Annotated in this window: 18 protein-coding genes and 1 tRNA gene; 5 read left to right on the forward strand and 14 right to left on the reverse strand. The window is 44.5% G+C overall.

The window, feature by feature from the left end; translation table 11 throughout:
• Positions 1-4: 4 nt before the first annotated feature.
• Together I5M27_RS03500 and I5M27_RS03505 are read left to right on the forward strand one after the other, a co-directional pair.
• Positions 5-493: a hypothetical protein gene (locus I5M27_RS03500; RefSeq protein ID WP_200504630.1), complete on the forward strand. Its 489-nt coding sequence runs from the start codon at positions 5-7 to the stop codon at positions 491-493.
• 250 nt (positions 494-743) lie between these two features.
• Complete coding sequence (locus tag I5M27_RS03505) at positions 744-1,703, forward strand: XdhC family protein (RefSeq protein ID WP_200504631.1); 960 nt, start codon at positions 744-746, stop codon at positions 1,701-1,703.
• Between the two features lie 182 nt (positions 1,704-1,885).
• On the opposite strand, the gene I5M27_RS03510 is transcribed toward I5M27_RS03505, so the two are convergent.
• The 10 genes from I5M27_RS03510 to thpR form a co-directional block, all read right to left on the reverse strand.
• Positions 1,886-2,770 carry a DUF2911 domain-containing protein gene (locus I5M27_RS03510; protein ID WP_200504632.1) on the reverse strand — a complete coding sequence of 295 codons (885 nt, stop codon included), beginning with the start codon at positions 2,768-2,770 and terminating at the stop codon, positions 1,886-1,888.
• Positions 2,771-2,931: 161 nt separating this feature from the next.
• Positions 2,932-4,755, reverse strand: a complete 1,824-nt coding sequence (locus I5M27_RS03515) for an ABC transporter ATP-binding protein (RefSeq protein WP_200504633.1) — start codon at positions 4,753-4,755, stop codon at positions 2,932-2,934.
• 278 nt (positions 4,756-5,033) lie between these two features.
• Positions 5,034-6,674 carry a WG repeat-containing protein gene (locus I5M27_RS03520; RefSeq protein ID WP_200504634.1) on the reverse strand — a complete coding sequence of 547 codons (1,641 nt, stop codon included), beginning with the start codon at positions 6,672-6,674 and terminating at the stop codon, positions 5,034-5,036.
• Between the two features lie 456 nt (positions 6,675-7,130).
• Complete coding sequence (locus I5M27_RS03525; protein ID WP_200504635.1) at positions 7,131-8,870, reverse strand: T9SS type A sorting domain-containing protein; 1,740 nt, start codon at positions 8,868-8,870, stop codon at positions 7,131-7,133.
• Positions 8,871-9,689: 819 nt separating this feature from the next.
• The gene (locus I5M27_RS03530; protein WP_200504636.1) at positions 9,690-11,165 is read right to left on the reverse strand and encodes a sodium:solute symporter; all 1,476 of its coding nucleotides are present in this window, start codon (positions 11,163-11,165) and stop codon (positions 9,690-9,692) included.
• Between the two features lie 858 nt (positions 11,166-12,023).
• Entirely contained in the window at positions 12,024-12,677 is a 654-nt protein-coding gene (locus I5M27_RS03535) for a hypothetical protein (protein WP_200504637.1), read from the reverse strand.
• A 202-nt stretch (positions 12,678-12,879) separates the two neighbouring features.
• Positions 12,880-14,706, reverse strand: coding sequence for a M61 family metallopeptidase (locus I5M27_RS03540; protein ID WP_200504638.1), 1,827 nt, complete (start codon positions 14,704-14,706; stop codon positions 12,880-12,882).
• 138 nt (positions 14,707-14,844) lie between these two features.
• A complete protein-coding gene (locus tag I5M27_RS03545) occupies positions 14,845-15,483 on the reverse strand; it encodes a class I SAM-dependent methyltransferase (RefSeq protein ID WP_200504639.1) in 639 nt (212 codons plus the stop codon).
• 668 nt (positions 15,484-16,151) lie between these two features.
• Entirely contained in the window at positions 16,152-16,637 is a 486-nt protein-coding gene (locus I5M27_RS03550) for a CinA family protein (protein WP_200504640.1), read from the reverse strand.
• A gap of 45 nt (positions 16,638-16,682) precedes the next feature.
• Positions 16,683-17,249, reverse strand: coding sequence for an RNA 2',3'-cyclic phosphodiesterase (gene thpR / locus I5M27_RS03555; protein WP_200504641.1), 567 nt, complete (start codon positions 17,247-17,249; stop codon positions 16,683-16,685).
• 121 nt (positions 17,250-17,370) lie between these two features.
• Here thpR and I5M27_RS03560 point away from each other — a divergent pair, with 121 nt between their 5' ends.
• Both I5M27_RS03560 and I5M27_RS03565 read left to right on the forward strand, forming a co-directional pair.
• Positions 17,371-18,102 (forward strand): phosphatase PAP2 family protein, encoded by a 732-nt coding sequence (locus I5M27_RS03560; RefSeq protein WP_234462361.1) that lies wholly within the window; start codon positions 17,371-17,373, stop codon positions 18,100-18,102.
• A 97-nt stretch (positions 18,103-18,199) separates the two neighbouring features.
• Positions 18,200-18,283: transfer RNA gene (locus I5M27_RS03565), tRNA-Leu, on the forward strand.
• Between the two features lie 270 nt (positions 18,284-18,553).
• Here I5M27_RS03565 and I5M27_RS03570 read toward each other — a convergent pair.
• On the reverse strand, positions 18,554-18,958 hold the full coding sequence (locus I5M27_RS03570; RefSeq protein WP_200504642.1) for a hypothetical protein: 405 nt from the start codon (positions 18,956-18,958) through the stop codon (positions 18,554-18,556).
• 270 nt (positions 18,959-19,228) lie between these two features.
• Here I5M27_RS03570 and I5M27_RS03575 point away from each other — a divergent pair, with 270 nt between their 5' ends.
• Positions 19,229-19,960 (forward strand): phosphatase PAP2 family protein, encoded by a 732-nt coding sequence (locus tag I5M27_RS03575; protein ID WP_200504643.1) that lies wholly within the window; start codon positions 19,229-19,231, stop codon positions 19,958-19,960.
• Between the two features lie 69 nt (positions 19,961-20,029).
• Here the strand turns inward: I5M27_RS03575 and I5M27_RS03580 are convergent, their stop codons facing one another.
• From I5M27_RS03580 to I5M27_RS03590, 3 genes are all read right to left on the reverse strand, one after another.
• Entirely contained in the window at positions 20,030-22,360 is a 2,331-nt protein-coding gene (locus I5M27_RS03580; RefSeq protein ID WP_200504644.1) for a GAF domain-containing protein, read from the reverse strand.
• Positions 22,361-22,457: 97 nt separating this feature from the next.
• Positions 22,458-22,931, reverse strand: a complete 474-nt coding sequence (locus I5M27_RS03585; RefSeq protein WP_200504645.1) for an RDD family protein — start codon at positions 22,929-22,931, stop codon at positions 22,458-22,460.
• Positions 22,932-23,094: 163 nt separating this feature from the next.
• Entirely contained in the window at positions 23,095-24,498 is a 1,404-nt protein-coding gene (locus I5M27_RS03590; protein ID WP_200504646.1) for a dicarboxylate/amino acid:cation symporter, read from the reverse strand.
• Positions 24,499-24,633: the final 135 nt, after the last annotated feature.

A 24,633-nucleotide genomic window follows, 5' to 3' on the forward strand; every position in this document is an offset into this window, starting at 1 on the left:
TTTTTTGAATTTCATTTACAGCCGTTCTAATATTTTAAGGGGTTTGCTCATCTATGCTTCCGGCGATACGGTGGCGACGCTTTTGCAAAACCAGTTTTCCTTTAGCCGCATGCTGGGCATGATGGTTTTGGGCGCTACCATTTATGCTTTCGAGATCCCGAATTATTTCCGCTGGCTCGATGGCAAGCTGGTGAAGACCTATACCTTTAAAAATTCGCTGCAACGCACCTTGCTTTCGCTGGCTTATTTCAGCCCTTTATGGATTACACGCCACCTGTTTTTTATCAAGCTTTTTTCCGGTAATTTTCAGGAAATAACCTGGGACCTTTTCCGGATCGCAACAATTTCTTTTGTAGTGAATCTGCCGGTTTCTTTAACGGCCAATTACCTGATCCAGAATAAAGTGCCTTACCGCCACCGTTTTATGGCAAGTGCCCTTTTTTCGGCAGTTATGGCGGTTTATTTTGCGCTGGCCGCGAACTGGTTTAAGTAATGATTAATGATTATTCATTAACGGATAGTGATTAAGAAAGAAATTCGTTAATGGTTGGGTTTACTTTTGGGGCTGAAAAGGATAGCGTTTTTTATCATGGAAATAAAAGCGAAGCTGGCGGAGTAATTCCTGATTTTTATTAATTAAATGCCTTTGGGCTTATAATTTAATTTTGCATTTTTAACTTATTAGTTGCTCATTTATAATAAGTTAATAAAAGAATATTTATTGAAATACCGATTACTGAATAATGAAAGATCTACAGGTTTGGGAGTTTGTGCGGAAGCGTTTGCAGCGGGGGGCACCGGTAGCTTTGCTGGCAGTTTTACATCACGAAGGCAGCAGCCCCGGGCGGCAGGGTTTTAAAATGGCCGTGCGCATTTCGGGCGAAATGTGCGGCTCCATTGGCGGCGGCATCATGGAGCACAAACTGGTGGAGCTGGCTAAAAATATGCTGGCCGAAAACCAAACCAAACCGGTGCTGAAGCACCAGATCCATTCGAAACTGGCTGCGCAAAACCAGTCGGGCATGATCTGTTCCGGACATCAGTCGGTGGGCATTTATCCTTTACAGGTTGCTGATCTTCCGGAGGTTGATAAAATAATTACGGCTATTAAGAACCGGAAAAAAGGCGTGCTCCAGCTTATTGAAAAAGGCGTGAGCTTTTTTCCGGAAATGCACCAGCCTGTGCGTTATGGTTTTTCTTCGCAAAAGCCTACCGTTTGGCAATATACCGAAGTGCTGCCCGAACGCGATACGGTTTACATTGTAGGCGCCGGGCACGTGGCGCTGGCTTTCTCGAAAGTAATGAGCCTGCTCGATTTTGATCTGCATTTATTCGACGACCGCGAAGGGCTGGATACTTTTGAGCAAAACCAGATCGTGCACTTCAAAACCCTAACGCCTTTTTCCAAGCTTGCAGCCTTAATTCCGGAGGACGAGCAAAGCTACGTGGTGATCATGACCTTTGGCTACCGTTCTGACAAAGAAGCGCTGAAACAACTGGCCGGTAAAAAGTTTAAATACCTGGGTTTGATGGGGAGCAAAACCAAAGTAGACCAACTTTTCAGCGAGCTGCGCGATGAAGGCTTTACCGAAGAAACCCTGCAAAAAGTATTTTCCCCGATCGGGCTCCAGATAAAAAGCGAAACGCCCGAAGAAATTGCCATCAGCGTAGCTGCCCAGATCATTCAGATTAAGAATGGTTAAATGGTTTAATTGTTGAATGGTTAAATTGTTAAATGGCTTAATGGTTAAGTTTAAATAAAAAACGCTGCAGAAACTGCAGCGTTTTTTATTTAGTGGTTGTTTTATGAATACAATTTAATGATTACAACTTTCAATTCAACAATTAAACCATTTAACAATTAAACCATTCAACAATTCAACCATTAAACCGCCTTCTGTTTGGTGAGTTTTTTCCATTGGGCAATGTAGCGCTGGTTTAGTTTTACGTAGTCTTCGTTGCGGGCTTTTTTGGCCAGGAAAACCGATTCGTTGGCAGCGGCAATGGCTTGGTCGTATTTCTTTTGCTTGGCCAGGATCTTCGATTTTAAATGCACTGTCCAGTATTTCGGATCGATGGAAATGGATTTGTTGATCCATTCCAGGGCCTGGGTCAGGTTTTTGTCGTTGTTGTATAAGTAACCGGCCGCCAGGTAATATAAACTGTAGTCGGGCTCTTTCTGGTTTTTAATGCGTTCCTCAATTTCGGCCATTACTTTGGCATCTACTTCGGTTTCGATCCGGAATTTAACGGCGGTTTTGGCCCAAAGCAATTCCACATCTGCAGAATTCTGGGTGTAGTTGGTCAGGTCTATGGTGAAGGCTTCTACGTCGTTGGCATTTTTTTGAGCCGGCACATTGAATCGCAGCAAGTCGTTGGCCTGGTTGTAATTGTCGGATCCCCAAAGGCTTATGTCTTTGTGAATGATAATGGTCCATTGGTCGGCGCCGGGAATGGTATAAAGCGCATAAGTACCGGCCGGCACGCGGTTGCCTTCTAAGGTAACATTGTCGGCAAAGGTAATTTTAGTAGATTCGTTGGCACCGGTGCGCCATACTTTGCCGTAAGAAACCAGATCGCCGAAAATTTTACGACCCTGCACACTCGGGCGCGAATAATCGAAGGTAACATCGGTAAGGCCTACTTTCTGGGTCAGTTTGGCCCGGGGGCTGATGGGCGGCAATTCAACCTGGGCAAAGGCAGCATTGGAAAGCAGGAAGGTGAAGCTTAGCAGGAAGGAGAGGAGCAGGTAAGAATTTCGTTTGTACATATAAGTTGTTTTTAGTTAGCAATCGGTAATTCCCCGAAACTGGAAAATACCTTAAAAGGTTGTGGGCTGCCTTACTAAAACTTTGCCAAAAATTTAATGCAATAAAAAAGGCTGCCCTTAAAGGCAGCCTTTTTAGTTTTTCAGCTTAAAAGCATAGCGTTTTAATGTTGTTGCAATTGCAGTTTTAACAGGTTCGCATACAGGCCGTTATCTTCAGAAAGCGCTTCGTGCGAACCTTCTTCGGCAATCTGGCCGCCATCGATTACCAGAATTTTATCAGCTTTGCGGATGGTGCTTAAACGGTGGGCAATAATGATGCTGGTGCGGTCTTTCATGAGTTCGTCCATGGCATCCTGCACCAGTTTTTCGCTTTCCGAATCGAGGGAGCTTGTGGCTTCGTCTAATACCAGAATGGCCGGGTTTTTCAGGATGGCCCGCGCTATGGCAATGCGTTGGCGCTGGCCGCCGGAAAGCTTGATGCCGCGTTCGCCAACCACAGTTTCAAAACCTTCGGGGAAAGAAGAAACGAACTGGTACGCATTGGCTTTCCGGGCGGCTTCGGTAATTTCTTCCAACGTAGCGTTTGGTTTCCCGTAGGCAATATTTTCGCGGATGGTGCCGCCAAATAAAATGGTTTCCTGCGGTACAATGCCGATGTTGTGGCGCAGCTGCGTGAGATTGAACGCATTAATATCTTTTCCATCGATGCTGATGGTACCGCTTTGCAGGTCGTAGAATTTCATGAGCAGCTGCACAATGGTCGATTTACCGGCCCCGCTCGGGCCAACCAGCGCAATTTTTTCGCCGCTTTTAATGCTGAAGCTGATGTTTTTGAGTACCTGCACATCGGGGCGGGTAGGGTAGGAGAAGGCCACATTCTGGTAGGAAATATTGCCCTGTACCCGCGAAGCCGCGTTGTTGAACGGTTCGCTTTCCTGCACCGGTTCTTCGGTTTCGTCCAGAATTTCCAGTACCCGTTCCGAAGCGCCCAACGACACTTGTAACTTGCTGTACAGATCGCCCAAGCCGCCCACGGAAGCGCCAATGAATGTGGTGTACATCACGAAAGAAAGCAGCTCGCCGATAGTAATATCACCGTTTTGCACCAGCGTGGCGCCGTACCAGATAATGGCAATGATGCCCCCGAAAATGCCGATGATGATGAATGAAACGAACGCGCCGCGGTAATAGGAAGCCTGCAGGGCGGTGCGAACCGTTTTATTCAGGGCGGTGTTGTAGCGTTTTATTTCGAAGAATTCGTTTGTGAAAGCTTTTACGGCGTTGATGGCTTGCAGCGTTTCTTCCACGATCACGTTCGTTTTAGCGAGTTCATCCTGGGTGCTGCGGCTCAGTTTTTTAATGCGCTTCCCAAAAACCATGGCCAGCACAATGATGAACGGAAACGTAGCCAGCATGAATAAACTCAGTTTCACCGACATGACCATGATGAAAACTACGCCGCCGACCAGGGTGATCACCTGCCGGAAAAGTTCGGCCAGGGTGATGGAAAGCGTGTCTTGTAATTGCCCTACGTCGGAAGTGATGCGGCTGGTAATTTCGCCTACGCGCCGTTTTTCGTAAAATTGAATGGGCAGCGTCATGAATTGCCTGTACAAGCTCCGGCGGATATCGGCTACGGCATTTTCAGAAACCTGGGCGAAGAAATAGATGCGGAAAAAAGAGAAAATTCCCTGCAATAAAATTACCCCGAACAAACCCAGCGCAATCAGGTTGATGTCGTTCACAAACCAGTCGGTTTTACCCATAGCCGAATCGACGAGCTTGCCGGTTACGAGGGGGAAAACCATGAAAGTGGAGCTGGAAAGCAATAAAAAGAAAAGCCCGATGATGAATTTGGCTTTGTAAGGCAGCACGTAATTAAAAATGCGCAGTCCTTTTTTGAGGTTCTCTTTGGTAAGAGGTTTTTTATTTTCTTTATCGTCAGCGCTTCCGTTTCTGGAAGGACCGAATCCGCGTTTTGCCATTCTCTGCTTTTGTATTAGTTTTTTTGCCTGAAAGCATAGCGTTTTGAGCTTTGGTTGATCTCAGGGAAAAATCGTGCAAAGATACGGAAATTTAAGGAGTTTTGCTTGGAAAGCGGTTGGCCGGAGTTTTTTAGCTGGAAAGGATAGCGTTTCTACATCGCCTTTGGGAATGGCAGCAATCAGGTTGCGGGTGTAATCGTTTTGGGATTGGTTGAAAACGCTATCAAAACCAGCCTGAAAAGTGCACCAAGCTATAACAATTTAAATTAAAAGAGCTTTCAGTCTTTAAAATACTTTCTTCCATACCGGTCTATATATCCCATACTATCTGGATCATCAAAAATAGTATGAACTTTTATTAAGCCGTTTTGTAAAATTGCCATTACTTCAGTACCCGGAGGCAAGTTTCCTGGAGGAAGTAACTCTTCTCCATTTTTACTTATTAATCCCATATAATCTTTTTGCCATACGCCGATCATTCCATTTTTATACTTTTCTATTCGGGTATATTTTATTGGCGTAATTTCTTCTCCTAGATGATTAGTTAATCCGTAAAACCAATCTCCTGAAAAAGTGTGCCTTGCAAATGCAATATAAAGGACAGAGTCAAGCGCTTCAATAGATTTAAATTTAAAAGGAACTACTATACTATCTTTCTTATTTATTACACCCCATTCGCCATTCTTATTTACAAAAGCATAACCATTGTAGAAGGATTTTGCATTATCATATTTAAAAGGTATCGTCAAAATACCATTTACATCTATATAACCTTTTGGTCCATAACCTTCTGAAAAAGCTGTTACCAAGTAATTTGAAACCGGTGCCAATCCTTCACTAAAGCTATCTTCTAAGTAATAATTATTTTTTACAATCTTTATATAAGGAGATTCAGGTTGAATAATTGCTAAATGGAATTTATTTTGTTCTTTTAAATAGTAGCAATTCTTATAATACTCGTATCTTATATATTCATAAGTTGTATCTAACACACTTTTGCCTTCTTTATTTATTAAAGTTATTCCACTTTCATTTTTTACAATTGCAAATCCTCTTCTGAATTCACTAGCCTCTTTGTATATAGGCTTGATTATTAATTTGCCACTTTCATTAATATATCCCCATTTTCCGTCTTTCTCCACAGCCGCTAAGTTTTCCGAAAATTCTTGAGTAGAATTAAATTGTGGCTTAACTACTATTTCACCTTTTTTATTTATAAAGCCGAATTCGTTATCCTGTAAAATACATAGAAGTCCATTTTGAAATTTGCCTGAAACTAAAGCTTTTGATGCAAAAATGATTTTACCAGAAGAATTAATTAGATAATTATCAAATTCATCAGTAGCATTAAAATAGCCTTCTCCTAAAGGTTCTATTTTTAAATACTTAACAGGAAGAATTTGCTTTCCTGAGCTGTTAAATAAGCCATATTTTTTATTGGGAGAATAAATTTCGTTTGAAACTCTTATATAAAGTTGAGTCTTATCAGTGTCCTGAATAAGTTCTACCCAACTGTATTTTGTTGGTACTATTTCTTGAGCTTTTTTATTGATTATTCCCCATCCTGAATTTGTCCGTACACGAGACAAGCCTTGATAAAAGGAAGAAATATCGGAGTATCTGCTTTTAGTTAATTCTTCTCCTTTAAAGTCGACAAGCCCCCATCCGTTTTTATCATGAACTTGTCCGACATTATCATGAAATGGTTCTGTTAACAAATATTGTGGCCGAATCTTAATTGCGCCTGTACTATCTGCATAGCCCCATAACTTTCCTTCCCTGAATGGGATTAATATAGGCAACTTTGATTTTCCCGAATCCGAATTCTGTTTAGCTTCAGTAATTTTTTTAACTGAACAGGATGAAATTAACCCTATACATAATAAAAGAAAGTTGTAAAATAATAATGAGCGCTTCATTCTAAAAAAGTCAATTAGCTTGTTCTACACTTCAACGTTGTTAGTGATTTAATTAGAAATTATTAACCGTAAACAAAATTCAAAAACGCTAATATTCAGCACCAAAAACGGCCAAAGCTAGGTTTACGAAGCCACCGGCAATAACGCCACTACATCTTCCGGGTGTTTTTTAGAAATGAACCACAAGCCCATAAAGGTCAGGAAGCCGTTGAGCATCAGAATTTCGAACCCGAATTTGTAGCCGAAATGCCATTTTCTGCTAATGAAATAGTTTTTCCCGCTAAAAGCATAGCGTTTTTGCTAAAGCTTTTTCAGGGAAAAATCGAAGATACGGAAATTTAAGGAGTTTTGAGTTTGGAGTTTTTGTGGCAAAAAGGATAGCGTTTAATATTATCCAAAACTCAAAAGGCTGACGGTTTACTTCCGTCAGCCTTTTGAGTTTTAAAACCAGTTTCCTTATTCCTTTATTAACTGCAGGTGCTGAGCCCCGTTGCTCGTGATCAGCCGGGCAATGTAGAGTCCGCTTTTTGCCTGCTCCGGCAACCAGGTAATTTTAACCTGCTGGCCTGCTTCGGCGCTGGCAGTTGGCCAGCGTTTTATAAGCTCACCGGCGAAATTATATATTTCCAGGGTGTAATCCTGCGTTTCCGGGAATGTTAAGGCAAGGGTAGTGCTGCTGGTTAAAGGATTTGGATACGCCTGCCACGAAGCCAGAGATTGACTAGCGGAATTTGGGGTAAGGGGAAGGGCTATGGAAGGATTTGATGTTTCCTCCAGCTTAACGATCCAATAGTCGTAGCCGCCCTGATTTGGCTTGGTCTTGTCGCCGCTTACCGGAGAATCGGAAATGCCGCCTACTATGTATTTGTTTGGATAGCCTCTGTCCAGGGTAGTGAGTTGATCATCGCCACTGCCCCCTAAGGTTTTGTCCCAGAGAATGTTGCCGGTAGAAGAAATCCTGATTACCCAGAAATCATCGGTGTTAATAGTGTTGTCTCTGGGGGCTTCCGTTTTGTCAGCGCCAATATCCGAATCGGAGCGGCCTCCTAAAAGAAAACCTCCGTCTTTGGTTTCCACCATTGCTGTAAGCGCATCATCGCCGAGCCCACCAATTGTTTTATCCCATTGAATAACGCCGGTAGCATTTATTTTTACCACCCAGTAATCGCGGTAATCTGAGAAAAAGCTTTTATTGGGTTCTGTTTTATCGAACCCGGCCCCGGAATCGGAAGAGCCGCCCAGCAAAAAGCCGCCATCTTTGGTACTAACCATGGCCGCAACGCTTTCCCCTTGCTCTCCGCCGACACCGCCGATGGTTCTGTCCCACATTTTCTTGCCTTTGGAGTTTATTTTCACTACCCACATATCAAACTCGCATTCATCTTCGCAAAACCGTTTCTGGGGGTCTGTTTTGTCGCCGCTTACTACCGAAACGGATGCGCCGCCCAGCAGGTAACCGCCATCCGGGGTTTGCAGCACTTTAGAAAGAAGGTCTGCAGAATTACCGCCAAGAGTTTTATCCCAGGATTTACTTCCTGAACTGCTCAGTTTTACCACCCAGTAATCGTTGGCGCCCCGGGAGGGTTCGGATTTATCTTTGCCAATGCCGGAGATGGACCAGCCGCCCAATAAATAGCCCTCATCTTTCGTTTGGATAATGTCCCTCAAACCATCGGTACTCATTCCGCCTAAGGTTCTATCCCATTGTTTCTTTCCTTTGGAGCTGATCTTTACAACCCAGTAATCATTGCCGCCCCGACTGCCTTTCGATTTGTCGCCGCTTTCCGGCGAATCGGAGGAACCTCCCAGGATATAGCCGCCGTCGCAGGTTTGCCGGATAACCTCTAAAATATCGCGTCCGGAGCCGCCAAACCGGCGATCCCATTCTTTTTTGCCCTGGGAATTGAGCTTTACGACCCAGTAATCCATGCCTCCCCGGCTAGCCTGCGTTTTGCTTCCGCTGATGCCTGATTCGGAAGAACCGCCCAGGATATAGCCGCCGTCGTCGGTGTGCTGCATAAACTCCAGTTCATCGTTGCCGGTGCCTCCGAAGTTCTTATCCCATATTTTTGTCTGCCCATTAGCAAGCAGCGAGAGCAACAGGAAAGCTGAAAGTAAAGAGAAAATGCGATAGTTTGAAAAAGCGTGAATGGCGTTGCCGCAAGCGGCTTTAAAGGGAGCTAAATTTCTAATCATAATAAAGAATAAAAATGTATAACTTTAAAAAAGGACAGCAGGAGATTTACACCCAGGAAAATGGTATTTAGTGTGCTTGAATCGGGAGGATAGGATTACCAGGGCGTAAATGAAACCACCCAATTCCTGCGTTAAAAGGAAGGGTGTAACCGAAGCGGATGCTACAACAGGTAACTTTATCTGGTAGTACGCTTGTTCTTTTCAGAAAGGATAACAAATTACAGGAACGGACATTAAATTCATGTTAAGGAAGCAGGTTCCCCTTTGTAGCCCCTTCTCATTTTTAGTTCTCAGACCAATTGCAATCTGACAAAACCCTTAAAACTACCGTGAATTGTATTATACCTATTTAAAGCTGGTGTATCCTTGTTTTCAATATTGGTTACGAATACTGCCCAGTCGTATAAACTGACTCTCCTTAACCTGACGAGTAGCACCATAGTTTTAGACCAGATTATAAAAGGTAGAGACGCAATGTTTTGCGTCTCCAATCGAGGTAGAAGAATTAAATGGGATTAGGGCTTCCGGCATCTGAAAAACGCAGAATATTGCTCCCTACACACGGTAATGGTCGTGAAGGTTCTTTAGTTGTAAGCTAAAGGTTTCCGGTTCTTCTCTAAGAAACTGAGGTCTTGAATTTTAGGATAAATCAACGCAAAAAAACAGGAATTCGAATCCCTAAAACAGCCAAAAAAAGCCCTGAATTGCTGATGCTGTGCAATTCAGGGCTTTTTATTTCTTCCTGGAAAATAGTGTAAGGCTTAGCTCATAAGCCGAAACAGTTAACCTGCTTCTGGATTTCTGGCGAAAGCCTACAGTTTACGATGCTACCGGCATGAGTACGGTTACATCTTCGGGATGCTTTTTGGAAATAAACCACAAGCCCATGAAAGTCAGGAAACCATTTAACATCAGTATTTCGAAACCGAACTTATAACCGTCGAACCAGATCTCAGAATTTTCATTGGTAATGTAAGTAAGGATGGGGCAGATAATGCAAACTAGCGGTACCAATTTATCGCGGAGGTGGCGTTTGGTGAAAAGCCCGAAAGCATACAAGCCAAGCAGTGGGCCGTAAGTATAGCCGGCCACTTTAAACACGGCAGCAATTACACTCTGGTCGTTTATAGCCCGGAAAATGAGAATCACGAGCATGAGCAGAAACGAAAAACCGAGGTGAACCAGGTAGCGGTACCGTACGCGCTGGTGTTCGTCGCGGTTGGCAAAATCAAGAAAATCGACGCAGAAAGACGTGGTTAAAGCTGTTAAGGCCGAGTCGGCGGAAGCGTAGGTAATGGCTACAATGCCGATGATGAACGTAACGCTGGCCAGTACGTTGAAATGATTCAGCGCCAGGAATGGGAACACATCGTCGCCTTTGGCCGGTAACTGAATGCCTTTGGTATCGGCGTAAATGTATAGCAAAGCGCCCAAGGTCAGGAAGAAAATATTTACCAGCACCAGAATAATACTGAACCAGAACATGTTTTTCTGGGCTTCGCCGATGTTTTTACAACTCAGGTTTTTCTGCATCATGTCCTGATCAAGCCCCGTCATTACAATAGTGATGAAGGCCCCGGAAAAGAATTGTTTCAGGAAGTATTTGCTGTCTTTTGGATCCCAGAAAAAGGTTTGGGAATATTTACTTTCCGAAATGGTGGTTACCATGCCGTCAAAACTCAGGTTAAGGTCCTGGGAAATGAGCACAATGGTGGTGCCTACGCAAATAAGCATGGCCAATGTCTGGAAAGTATCGGTCCAGATAATGGTTTTCATACCGCCCCGGAACGTGTAAACCCAGATCAGCATTACGGTAATTAATACTGAAAGCCAGAACGGTACGCCCAGCGGATCGAAAACGGCCAGCTGTAAAACCAGCGCCACTACATAAAGTCTTAAGGCCGCGCCAATGGTTCTGGAAAGCAGAAAGAAAAACGCGCCGGTCTTATAACTCCAGAAACCAAAGCGCTGCTCCAGATAAGTATAGATCGAAACCAGGTTCAGCTTGTAATAGAGCGGCATTAAGATCGTAGCAATTACCAGGTAACCGAGTAAATAACCCAGCACCAATTGCAGATAAGAAAAACTATTGGTGGCAACCGTGCCGGGAATGGAAATGAACGTAACGCCGGAGAGCGACGTGCCGATCATACCGAATGCTACAATGTACCAGGGTGATTGTTTGTTGGCGAGAAAAAAGGTTTGCGAATCGGTATTCTTGCCGGTGAGGAAAGAAATAAAGATCAGAATGCAGAAATACGCGGCGATGATGCCGATAATAAGCGTTGGCGACATGGAAATTCCTTTATTGCAATGGGCAAAGATAAGGAAATCAGGGATTTTAGCTTATGGTTTGTTTTTTCTTCGCTGAAACGGATGTTTTTTTAAGAAAGCTGTTGGTATTAGGGGAATTATGATTGGGGATTTAAAAGATTTGGTGTTTTTTTGGTTTGAAAGGTTAGTGTATTTTTTAATCGTCATCCCGACGAAAGGAGGGATCTAGTCAAGCTAATATGTTAGTTTGCAATTGAGTTTTATGCCTAAAAGGATACCATTTTTATAACTGGCTTTTAGCTTTCAACCTCTAACTTTTTTCTTTCAAATTTGCTTTCTCCCTCAAGCCGGGTGGCTTCGTTTAGCTCCGCTGAATCTGTGATTTCTGCGTTCGCGTCTTCTATTCAAACTGGCCTTGCGGCCTGCCTAAAGGCACCGTATGAATAGGAGGCCGCGCACGCAGAAACTGGTGTCGGTTTATCTTCGTAGCTGACTTTCTTTTATTTTAGTTTCTCGGATAACGTGATTTTCTGGGGCGCTGCGCTGGCGATATGTGTGAAAATCAAATTAAAAATAATCCTGTCTATCTTTTAATCTTGTAAATCGTGTTCAGACAAAAAAACACCATAATCAGATAAATCCCAATTCAGACAGTATTGATCGGGAATGCGTGCGGACAGGTCGCGACCTGTCCCTACATCGTCACGCTAATCATAAGGATCATAAAAATCACAGTTCAGACAATTGTCCTGAAAATCCTTGAATCCTGAAAATCCTGATCAAAAAAAGCCCTCCCCTGAATTAGGGGAGGGTTGGGTGGGTTGATTTCCAGGCTGCCGAATTTTGCTGACAGGTTCCTTTGCAGGTTTTATTTCAGATTTATAACCCGAAATACGGATTGCGGCCGAAGCCGGAATTATAGGAATTGTAATTGTTGAAATATGGTGAACTGTATGGATTTCCGTGGGAAGTACGAATGCTGCCGTGCACGGAAAAGTTTTCGCTGAACTTGTAGCTGGCGTTGAATTCGGTACCGTAGCTGGCCGGCATTTTAAGACCGTTCATCAGTTCGGGCTGGCCGGAAATACCGGAAAAGTCGCGCCACACGCTACCCGATAAACGTAATTTGTCGGAAACATCGTAAGCGCCGCCTACATGCACCAGATAATGTTTGGTAGCCATAGGTGGACGGTTTTCGTTGGCAAAAGGCGCGAAATTGCTGTTCAGATACGTTACGCTGGAAAACACGCTGAATCTGTTGTTCAGGCGGTAGTACATGGCCGGCGATAAATACGAAGCATGGCCGTAATTGCTGAACATGGTGCCGGCCGATAAGCTGAACGATACTTTTTGCGGCACTTGCCCTACCGTTTTTACTGGCGCAACAGGAGTAGTTTTCGCAACGGAATCGGAGGAAAGGGTTGTTGCAACTTCCGGAACAGCATTGGTTAAAGCCGCTTTTTCAGTTTGCTGCGCGAAAGCGGTAAAGCTAAGGGTAGCGGAAAGGGCAATAAAAGTAAGTTTCAGTTTCATAGGTAAAAGTATTTGCCGTGCGAGAGCAAGTTACAAAATTCTGCGGTTCTTTCCTTTAACGGAAATCTGGCCGGAAAAGTGTGTTTCTGAATGCCAGGTTTTATCCAGGTTTGTCTGTTTCACCATGTGGTCAATGCCACAGTTAAGTGCATTACGATTAGGGATTTAAAATAGCACTTGAGCCCATTGAAAAATTAGCACATTATTTCAGCCAATTATCGCGCAGTTTTTTTGCCGATTCCGATAGCGTTTTGCCGGTTTTTTCGGTACTGACCACTTCTATATCCGGATTTTCAATTAAAGTTACCGTGGCTGTTTTTACCTGGCTGCGCTGCATAAATTCTAAGGTTACTTTATTGCCGGGCTTGTGTTTTTTGAGGATGTTTTGGAGGGTTTTGGCGCTGGTTATTTTTTTGCCATCCAGTTTTAAAAGCACGTCTTCGTTTTCTAGCCCGGCCTGGTATAAAGGGCTGCCGCGTAAACTGCCGGCTTGCATGGTGGCACGGTTGCTGGCAAAAGAAAGCGGCGCAAAACCCAAAGAAGCTTCGTTTGGTTTTTCGGGGCGCAGCTCCAGCCCGGCGTTTTTCAGGAGCGGGTTAAAATCTATCGGCGCGTGCCCGTAAACGTATTTCTGAAAGAATTCGCTGGCGAAAGATTCGTTTTTGGTTAATTCGGCCAGGGTTTGTTCCAGGTCTTTGAGCACGTATGGCTTTTGCGTTTTGCCGTATTTCTGCCAAATGGCGCGCATATAATCGTCTAAACTTATACCTGCAAATTCGGAACGTAGAGTCAGATCTAAGGCTAAGGCTAGCACATCGCCGTGCGTATAATAAGAAACGAAAGTGTTCAGGCGGTTGGTATTATCTACAGATCGGGCGGCATCTACAAAAGGGGCTTGCCGGCTCATTTCGGCCGGAGAATAAAGATCTTTGCCGGGCAGCAGCAGGAAATTGTTCAGGTTGTTGCTCAGAACTTTGGCGTAATCATCTACCGAGAGTAAACCGCTGCGGCATAAAAGCAGATCGCCGTAATAATTCGTGAATCCTTCGGCAAACCAGAGTGCATCGCTTGAGTTGGCATCGGCAAAATTAAAAGGCTCCAGGTTTTGCGGACGAATGCGCTCTACATTCCAGGCATGAAAAAATTCGTGCGAAACGGTCCCCAGATTATCTTTGGCGTGGGTTTTTAAAGGCCGGGAGGAAGTAAGGATGGTAGAGTTGCGGTGTTCCATGCCATCGCCGGCGGCGTGCGGCATGTAGCAGCCAATAAAGGTGTAGGTTCCGAAATCAAAAGCCGGTAATTCACCGAAAACGTCTTTGGCTTCCTGCACCATTTTTTTAGTATCCTCAACGTATTTATCGAATTCGGCGGCGGAACCATTATGGTGCAGGGCGAAGCGGATGGTTTGGGTTTTTCCATTTTCCTGGACCGGCCATTCGCGCCACATAAAGTCGGCTATTTTAACGGGCGAATCCATTAAATACTGGAAACTCGGGGCAGAAAACGTGTTTTTAGCAGTTTCGGGTTTAAGCTGGGTGGCAATGGTCCAGTTCTTTCCGGCGGGAATCTCGAATTTTACGAAACTGGGTTTCTGGTCGAAAACCGGGGCATACATAAACGTGGCCGGGGCATTTAAATGGGCATGCGTTTCATCTACTGCGGCGTAGGTGCCATCCGGCCGGTCGGCAAATAACGTGTAGGTGATTTTAACAGTACCATTGTGGCCCGTTACATTCCATTGGTGCAGATTGGGACGGGTTATTTTCAGCGTTTCGCCTTTGGAATTGGTGGCTTTTACGGCATATACATTTTTGGCAAATTCGTGCAGCGCATACCGGCCCGGTGAACTGCGAGCCATGCGCACTTCCAAAACTTCTGCAGGTACGCCGGTAAATTCGGCCGTAATTTCGGCTTCGTGATGCACTAAATTGGGAAACGAAACGGTGTAATTGGTTTGCGTTTGGGCTAGTAAAAGGGTAGGAAAAAGCAGTAAAAAACTGGCGGTAGAACGCAGTAATATTTTTTTCATAGTACGCAAAAGCTTGGAACAGGGAAGATAAGAAAAAATGGCGGAATGTTAAGTTTACAAGGTATATGAAAGCAGTTTTTCAGATGAAAACCATAACGTTTTCCGGCGGGATTTCCGGTCGGTTTCAGATCCTGAGCATTACCGTTTAAGGTAAACTGCCCCGAAAATAAGATCGTGATAAAAATGTTTTTTTTGCTTTTGTACCAGCGGAAATTTTTCGAAAGCTTTTTCAATTTCGGGCAGGCGGTTTGCCTGTAGGTTGGCGGTAAGTTTGAAGAACAGTACCATGGATTTGAGCAGACTTTTTTGCCAGTACCGGGTAGCGTTTTGCGGCGCAAAATCGGCCAGGAGCCAAAGCCCGGCTGGTTTTAAATGCGTGTAAAGTTTATGCATGAGTAGCTGCAGGTTTTCAGGCTGAAACAGGTCGAGCAGGAAACCGGTAAAGACCACATCGAACGTTTCTTCGCGCTTTAATTCCTGTTCGGTTCCCAGCCGGAATTCTACTTTTACAGCAGACTTTCTGGGGCTTTTTGCATAGCGTTTTTGACTTTGTTCCAGCATTTTTTCCGACGCTTCGAGGTAAAGGATCCTGCTTACGTTGGTTTGCTTCAGCATTTCTTCCAGAATCCAGCCCGTGCCACCACCGATTATTAAAACGGTGGCATTTTGGGGGATAAAAGGCAGCAGCCAGGTTTGGGAATTCTGAATGCTGCTGCCGAAAATAAGTTTGGCGAGCGGGTCGTAAAAAGGGGCTACAAAGTTGAAGTTGTTTTGCAATGTTTTTTGTGGCGAATGTAAGGGTTTTTTGGTTTTAAGGTGTGGGAAGTGTTGGTACTAAATAGTAAGCTGTTGATTTTTTCAGGCTGAAAGCATAGTGTTTTTCTCGGTCATCTCGACGAAAGGAGAGATCTCATCAGGTTTGTAGAAAGTTAGCTATTGAGTTTTTTAGTTTGAATAGTGTTTTACCCCACCTAAATAGCTAAATCAGAGGGAAGCTTTTTGGCTTCTCAATTTCATTGCAGGTTTCAACCCATAACTTTTAACTTTCATAGTAAGCTTTTTCCCTCCAGCCGGGTGGCTTCGTTTCTGCGTTCGCGGCTGCAACCCTTCCTGCCCTGGCAGGCTGCCTCGTTCCTCGGCACCGGAAGTCTTGGAGGCCGCTCTCACAGAAACTGGTATCAGCTTCCCTTCGTAGCTTGCTTCTTTTTAGTTTAGTTTTCCGGATAACGTGATCTTCAGGTGACGCTGCGCTGGCGATATGGGCAGAAGAAGTTGGAAGAGAAATTCTGTAAATTATTTAATTCTGATAATTCAGATTCAGACAAAAATCCTGCCCATCCAGTAAATCCTTAAAATCGTGTTCAGACTTCATTGCCGGCTGATTTAGCTGACGGTTTTAGGCTCCCCTGAAATAGTTGTTGGGTGGGGAAACACAGACTTAAACGCTAGAAGTGCCTGTCGTAAATTTCTTCCATTTTGGTGAAGATAAATTCGGTGGCTTGCTTGCGCACATTTTCGGAGGTTCCTTCAAAAACTTCCCGGAACTCTTCGATCTTATCTTTATAAAACATGGAAAAGAAAACGGTGCCTACTGGTTTGTTATCCGTTTCGGAAGCGCCGGTTTCGGCCAGCCCGGTTACGGCAATGCTGAAATCGGCGTTTAAAAGTTTGTGCAAACCCATTACCATTTCATTGGTAACTTGTTGGCTTTCGGCGGTATAAAGTTCCAGGGTTTTCTTTTTTACGCCCAGCAAGGTTTGTTTTACGCTTTCGTTATAGGTTACAATGCTGCCCAGAAACGTAGTGCCGGTGCCTTTAGCTTTCACAATTTCGGAAGCGAGCATGCCCGCCGTGGCGCTTTCGGCAAAAGCAACGGTGAGTTTGCTGGTCTGGAGTTTGCGCACAATGCGGGTGATATCGGAAGTATTCATGAAGCAGAAGAGTTTTTTACCGGTTTTGCATACCGTTTTTAAAGCTTAATTGTTTTCAGGTTCCGGGTTTTTGTTGCCTAAAGTATAGCGTTCCAGAATGGTGTAATGCGGGTGCGGCTTCCGTAATTCCGATTCCCAAAGCGAAATTTCCTGCACCGGGAACAGCGTATTCTCTTTGGCAGGTGTCTGGGGCATTTTGGGCGGCCGGATATCTTTGGCAAACCGCGCAAGCGTAACGTGGGCAACCGGGTGCTGATGATCCATTTTAGCGCCTAAGGCAAACGTAACGGCACGTACCATTTTTTCGAAAGCCTGGTTTGCGGCAAATTCGGCCCAGATCAGGCGTGGCATTTTGGCATTGGGTCCGGGAGCCACGCGCAGTAGTTTCAGTTCGAAATTTTCCAGCTGCGGCGCCAAGGTATTTAGTTTTTCAGCAATTTCCGGAACCTGCGTTTTGGGTACGTTGCCAATAAAATGCACGGTTAAATGCCAGTTCTCTTCGGGAATAATGCGCACGCCTGGTTTTTCATAAGCGGGCAGATAAGTTACAAGTTCTTCGGTTAGCAAACCGGGCAAGGGAACCGCGACGAACAAACGGGCGTAATGCTTCATAATTTTCTGAAAAAAGTAATTTTACGGAAGATGGTGTGAGCATAGCCGGGCTTTGCTGGAAAATTCTTTACTTTTATGGACTGTTTTACTTTTTAAGCTTCAAATACTACCGTTTTAAATTATGCGGAAAATTATTGAACGGGCCTGGGTGCGCCTGGTGGCCATGTTTGCGCTTTTTACTTTAGAATTATTTTTGATTCTGGCCCTGTTTCTGGGCAGCATCATTATGTTTTTGTTTCTGGCTTCCAAGATCAGGGGCGGGGGAGAAGTGAAATTCGATAAACTGGCCTTCGATTTCATGGATAGCCTGAGTTCGCCGGCAGTTACTGATTTTATGATCTTTATGTCGTTTCTGGGCGATGCGCCTTTTATAACCGGGTCGGCCATTTTGCTCATCGTTTATTTTCTTTTCATAAAAAAGCACAGGTGGTATTCGGTTAAAGTGCCGGTAATTGCGGTGGGCAGTATTTCGCTTAACCTGATCACCAAATTTTTCTTTCATCGCGAGCGGCCTATTATTCCGCATCTGGTAGAGGCATCGGGCCTGAGTTTTCCGAGCGGCCACTCCATGGTAAGTGCCTCTTTTTACGGCCTGCTGATCTACCTTTCGTGGCATAATATCGAGAACCGGAGATTATATTATTTTTTAACCGGCCTGCTGATCTTAACTATTATCCTGATCGGTTGCAGCCGGGTTTATCTTCACGTACATTATGCTACTGATGTAATAGCGGGCTTTTCGGCTGGTTTTCTGTGGGTTATACTGGGCCTTTACGGTTTGCGGAAACTGGAACGTTATTCTAAACGCAACCTGAACCCGATCGTGGAAGAAGCAGCCGTAAAAGTGGAGTAATTTTTTTTGGCAGCGGTATGGTTTTTCTGAAATTAAATTTTACCTTTGCATCACTAAATCGAAAAGGGTTTCCCGGATTGGTTAGTAGTCTACTAATGCGCACGTGGCGGAACTGGTAGACGTGCAGGTCTCAGAAGCCTGTGGGAGTTGTCCCGTGGGAGTTCGAGTCTCCCCGTGCGCACGATGCACGAAGCATCTTTCTGAAAAGCCCCGGTAACCCCGGGGCTTTTTTCGTTTTAAGGGTAGTCAATTAAAGGGCATTCATTTTTTTTATTCTATTAATAACATTGATTAAAAATATATGCGCCTTTTTACTGCTATTGATTCCTAGCTTAAGTATTATACCCTATTATTATTATTATTATTATTATTATTATTATTATTATTATTATTATTATTATTATTATTATTATTTACAAATTTTAAGACATTTGTAATAATTTTATTGTAGCTATGATTTTGCAATTAAATTGGTAAGATTCTTCTGGCACTCAAGGAATAAGGCCTCCCATTTATCACGATCTTTTTCAACTTCCTTCAGGCGTATGGCTTCCCCATTTTTAGCAACATGCGCCAGCAAAGCGTCCTTTCTGTCAAGCATCTTTCCTATTCCTCTTATCAGCCACTCTGCGCTCACATCTGGATGCACGTTAAGGGTTTTGTTAATCACCTCAAACCCAGGAAACCCCTTGCGACCTTCCCCACCAGGCAGGAAGTAATTCAATGCCCCCGGTTTATGCTCAATAGCCTGCGCGAACGCCCGTTTATTTCCTTTATAGAAGTGGTCAATTATTTGCATCATTCTGCTAGCCATTTCAGTTTGGGTCGATACAGTTGGGTTTTTAGAATTTTCCATAATTTTCATTTTAGTAAATTAAAGATATTTGCTTTTATTTTTGCTAAATAAATATATTACAAATGTATAATAAAAATATATTATATTCAAATAATTGTAGTAGTAATTAGAATAATATTATTATATTATTGATATTCGTCTTTTCCTGAAACATTTTAATTCTAATTGATCAGATTGTGCGATTTGAAAGTACTGATGGATGAAGCTAATAATAAGAGTAACCTTTATTGCAGAATTCAGGTTTTAAGCAAGCATTAATATTAAGTCCTTATGCAGCAGGAAAATAAAAAGCAACTCACTTTCTGGACTTTCTTTACCTTGGAAGCCCTGGTATTGCTGGCTATATTCATTTCCTGTTTCGGCATTTTTTTCTTCCTTACCAAGGAAATTTTTCTCGACAAAGAAGATGATTTCGATAAGGCCGCTTTTGCCTGGCTGGCTACGAAGCGTTCGACTTTCATGACGGACCTGATGCAATTTATTACCTACTTTGCCTCCAAGCGTTTTCTACTCTCCGTGCCGGCGGCGCTTATCGTTTTTTTTCTGTTGTTTAAGAAATGGCGGTGGTTTTCGGCCCAGATCTTGAGCGCTACGCTCGGCAGTTTTTTGCTGAACCAATACCTGAAAAATAATTTTGGCCGGCTGCGCCCCGAAACCGCTTTTTACCACCAGAGCGGCTTTAGTTTTCCGAGCGGGCACGCCATGATCGGCGGCGCTTTTTATGGCGTGCTTATTTACCTTAGCTGGGTAAACATAGAAAATAAATGGCTGCGCCTTGTGGTTTGTATCGCGTTGCTGATCTGGCAGTTATTAATTGCGGTGAGCCGGGTTTACCTGAACGTGCATTATGCCACCGATGTAATTGCCGGCCTTTCGGCAGGCTTGTTCTGGGTGGTGCTTTCGGTAATTTTAGTACGCCAGCTGGAACGGTATTTTTACCTGCGCGAACGCCACCGCCGGCTCAACGAAATCCGTAAAATTCGCCGGGCCAGGGGCTTTTAAAATCCGGTTCAGGTTCGTTTGCCGGCAGTTTTTAAGGTAATAACCATAGCGTTTTAGAAGCAAAGAAGGTTATTTTTTTACTTTCACCCGCAAAGCCTGCAAACCTTTCACGCCCTGTAATTCCTCAATTTCTACGTTCTCAATATCTTCCTCCAGAATGCCTTTGTTCTGCAGGTAATCTATGTATTCGAGGTATTCGGTTGCTTCTTTGGCCTGCGAATACACAATGGCAATTTTACCGGGCTGCGTAAGGCGTTCTTCAGAATTAACGATGTAGGCCTTGTCGATGCGCTTTTTGATGATCTCGTAGCGGATATTATAAGCCCCGTCCACGTCGAATTGCCGCTCGTCGAGCCGGAAACGGATGGAAAGCGGCTGCGCGTGAATGAGGATCAGGTGCGTGGTATCGAGCGTAACCTGCAGGTTTTCTTTAAGCATAGCCGTTTTTTTCGATATTTTACACATCATCATCAGCTGCCAGAGGCGCATGTTTTTCAGAATGATCGGGTCGAACTGAATACCATCTACCAATGACTCACCGATGTAAATATTGTGTTCTACGCCGTCGGTTTTATACTTCTGAAAATAATGCGGGAACATTTCCTGGGCTTTTTCTTCTTCCTCATCGAGCAGGTCGGAAATAGCATCGTTCAGGGTAGTAAGGCTTTCTTCAAAACTTTTACGGCGTTTATATAGAATGCCCAGCTTCGGATCCATGGCTTCCCAGTACGTGTCTATTACCGGTTTCAGCTCCGGATTCGTGGTTTCGAGGTATTCGAAAAGCGGTTCTACTTCGGTTTTGATAGAATTGAAAATGCTTACTTCATCTTCCGATAATAACCCTTGTTTCAGTTTTTCCAGATGCTTGGAAATAAAAAAACGCAGTTCATCCAGAATGGGCAATTCCTGAAGTTCCAGGGCTTTTATCAGTACGTTTTCGGCCAGTTGCAAATGTTCGATCAGGTCTTCCTGAATAGCATTATTGCGTTCTGTAGAAGAGCCGCGAATGTCGGAAACGCCGTAAAGCGGATACACTTCCGGGAAAATGATCGGCTCCATTTCAGCTTGTTTACTGGTCTCGCTTAGCTCTAAAAAGTTGAGGGCAGCTTCTTTAAACCGCCATTCCAGAACCGGATGAATAGCCGTGAACCGTTCTTTGATAATGGCCTGCACGCGGTTCTCGATTTCTTCGGCGTTGCGTTTTACGGCTACCGAAAAAAGCGGCATGAATTGCTCTACTTTGCTGAGTGAAAAATTATCGAGATCGTTGGAATTTGGCGAACCCAGTTCCAGAATACCAATGGTTTCGTCGTGAAAACAAAGCAGCACCAGAATAATGTTGTTGATACCCAGCCGCAGAATTTCTTTTTTTATTTTTTCGGGCAGGTTCGAAGAGGCCACATCTTTTACCACCAGGGGTTTATTTTCCTGGATCAGCTGGCGGTACATGGCCCGGAATTCGCGCGAAAAGTTGCTGTCTTTAATGTTCTGAACCAGGAAACTGTGGTTTATTTTATTGCCGAAGTTTACGAACGTATTGCGGTTCTTGTGAAAAGCGGTTACGCCTAATTGCAGATTAGGGCGCTTAAAAAGCACGCGGATCTTTTCCTGCAATTGTTCAAAACGGTCGGCGGCCAGCATTACGTCGGTTTGCAGCAGGTCGTATTTCAACGACGAGAGCACTTCCTGATCAGTTACATCCACGAGTTTCATTACGTAAAACCCTTCCAGCGTAAACTGTTCCGGAGGCAGCACTTCCATCCACATTTCCAGGTTGTTGATGTTGTCGTAGAGTTGCTGAATGGTTTCCGGCGTTATTTCCGGGTTTTCGCCGGAGTGTTGAATCTTCAGGAAACTGGAGTTCAGTTCGATGTTGTAATGGCGGTATAACCCGGTTTTGTAATCGGGAATGGTATAAATAAGCGGCTCCCGCGGCGGCTGCGGTATGTGGTAGAATTTTTCTAGAATGAGCATGTAGGTAAGCCGCGTGAGGTAATAATGCATGGTTTTGGTATCCATGTTCAGCGGCTGCTTCAGTTCGTGGTCGTTATTCAGAATTATCTCCGAAAATTTAGGCGAAAAGTAAAAACTGAAATCCTGCAAAGGCGTAATGGCGCCCATGGTTTCGGTTTCGAAAGTAGCCGCCGGAAAAACCGCCGACATGAGTTGCGCCACCAATTCGTAATGCTGTTCGAGCACCGTAAAATCTTCGATAGGTTCCAGTAATTCGGGTGCGTCTTTCAGTTCTTTGGCAATCTGGCGGGCTACCAGCGAAAGGGCTTTGCTGGGTTCATTGGTTTTGGCGCGCCAGTATTCAATTATGGGTAAAAAACTCAGCACCGTATTGAACGGAAAGGTTTCGATGCTGGCTTCTAAAGTCTGGGTGTTCGGATCATTCATAAATTTAAGGGCAGAAAACGGCGCAAAAGGCCATCATTCATAATAAACGAAGCCGGATAGAAACAGTTGCCCTGAACTTTAGGAATGAAAAACGATATTATTTCCGGAGCACAAGGGTGTCGGCGATCAGATCGTGAAGTGCCTGCTTGCGCTCGGTGAAGGCCGCCATAATATAGCCAATAAGCAAGGTAATGCCGGAAACAATTTTGCCGAAATAACGCAAGGTAGCCCGCAAAAAAGTAAGCCGGCTTCCGTCTATTCTGCACACGTACAGGTTCATGGCCTGTTTACCCAGAGTTGCCTGTTTGGCAGAGCTTTCGAACAAGGAAAAATATAGCCAGTTAATCAGGAAACTGGTAGCATTGTAAATATTGAAGTACTGGTATTCGATGGCTTCGGTTGTAGTAGGATTTATTTCCGGAGTCGGGTTATCGCTGAACCAGGTTGCCAGGAAATACACCGGTACCGAGAGAATGAGCATGTCGATAAAAAGGGCAGCGGCGCGGCGCCAGAAACCGGCATAATTGGTCAGGTTTCCGGGCGGGGTTTCGGCATTTAATAAGTTATCCATCGTGCTAAGCAGTTTTAGGGGTTGGCTGTATACCGTTTTTTGTGCTTTTACGGGAAAGGGCTGAAAAAGACGTTTCTGTACGGGTTTCGGGGAAGGGCATAAAAAAGCCCGATTCAAAAAGAACCAGGCTCCATACTTTTCAGGCAAAAAATGATAGCGTTTTTTATTTCACTACCTCTTCCAGTTCCATGTAGTCTAAGGCCGGATTGTCCTGAAATTCACCTTCCCAGCGGGCTATTACGGCGGTTGCCAGGCAGTTTCCCAGCACGTTTACCGAGGTGCGGGCCATGTCCATCAGTTCATCAATTCCCAGAATAATAAAGATGGGTTCTACCGGTAAATTAAAGGAAGCCGCAGTTCCTAATAAAATTACCAGGGAAGCTCTTGGTACGCCGGCTACGCCTTTAGAAGTGAGCATCAGGGTGAAAACCATAAGCAGTTGCTGGCCCCAGCTTAGGTCTATGCCCGCAGCCTGCGCTACAAAAACCGAAGCCAGAGAAAGGTAAAGCGTGGTGCCATCTAAATTGAAACTATACCCCATCGGCATTACAAACGCTACGGTTTTTCTAGGCACGCCAATGGCTTCCATAGCCTCCATGGCGCGCGGCAAAGCGGCTTCGGAACTGGTAGTGGCAAAGGCAATGGAGATCGGTTCGGCAACTGCTTTCAGGAAACGTTTGATCGGGATGCGGAACATTAAAGCGGCCGGCAAAAGCACCAGCAAAATGAAGGCAATCAAGGCTACGTAAAGCGTGAGCAGCAATTTGAACAGGTTGAGCAAAATGCCAAAACCCATGTGGCCGACCGTATAGGCAATGGCCGCGCCCACCGCAACCGGAGCCATGTACATAATAATGTTCGTGAATTTGAACATGGTTTCGGCCAGGCTTTCGGCAAAGTTCAGCATCGGTTTGCGTTTTTCGGCGCTGAGCATGGCCAGGGCAAAACCAAAAATTACGCTGAAAACCACGATCTGCAACACCTGGCCTTCGGCAATGGATTTGGCAATATTCTCCGGGAAAACGTGCAGAATAATATCAGAAATGGTTTGTTTGGGCGGGGCCACAATTTCGCCGTGGTCAGCAGCGCCTTTTAATACAATGCCTTCGCCGGCTTTGGAAATGTTGATAGCAGCCAGGCCAATAAAAAGGGCAATGGTGGTAACTACTTCGAAGTAAATAAGCGCTTTAATACCCATTTTACCCACCTGTTTCATATCCGAATGGCCGGCAATGCCCACCACTAACGTTGCAAAAATAAGCGGGGCAATAATGGTTTTGATAAGCTTGAGAAAGACCTTGCTGAAAATATTGAGGTGCATGGCAATTTCCGGGAAATCGTTGCCGATCTCGGCGCCCACCACCATGCTCACCAGGATCCAGGTCGTTAAATTTTTCCGGACAAAAGCATAGCCCACTAAAATTGCAATGGCCGCCCAGCGTAAACCGGCAGCTACCACTTCAGGCACTGCAATGAAATTGTAAAGATTAAGTACCGTAATAATGGCCGCGATGGTAAGGGCAATAAAGGCCGCTAAGCCAAAAATTCTGCTTCTTGAAGGTTGCATTCAGAAAATGGTATTGGTTGGGGGCTAAAAAGTCTGCCGGAGCGGAAATTTGTACCCTGATAATTGTTTCAGCCTTAAAAGTAACGATTATTTTTTTTCTGTGCGTGGTCAGGCCGAAAGCAAATGCAGCGCAAA

The organism is Adhaeribacter terrigena, from assembly GCF_016623615.1.
Taxonomy (GTDB): Bacteria; Bacteroidota; Bacteroidia; order Cytophagales; family Hymenobacteraceae; genus Adhaeribacter_A; species Adhaeribacter_A terrigena.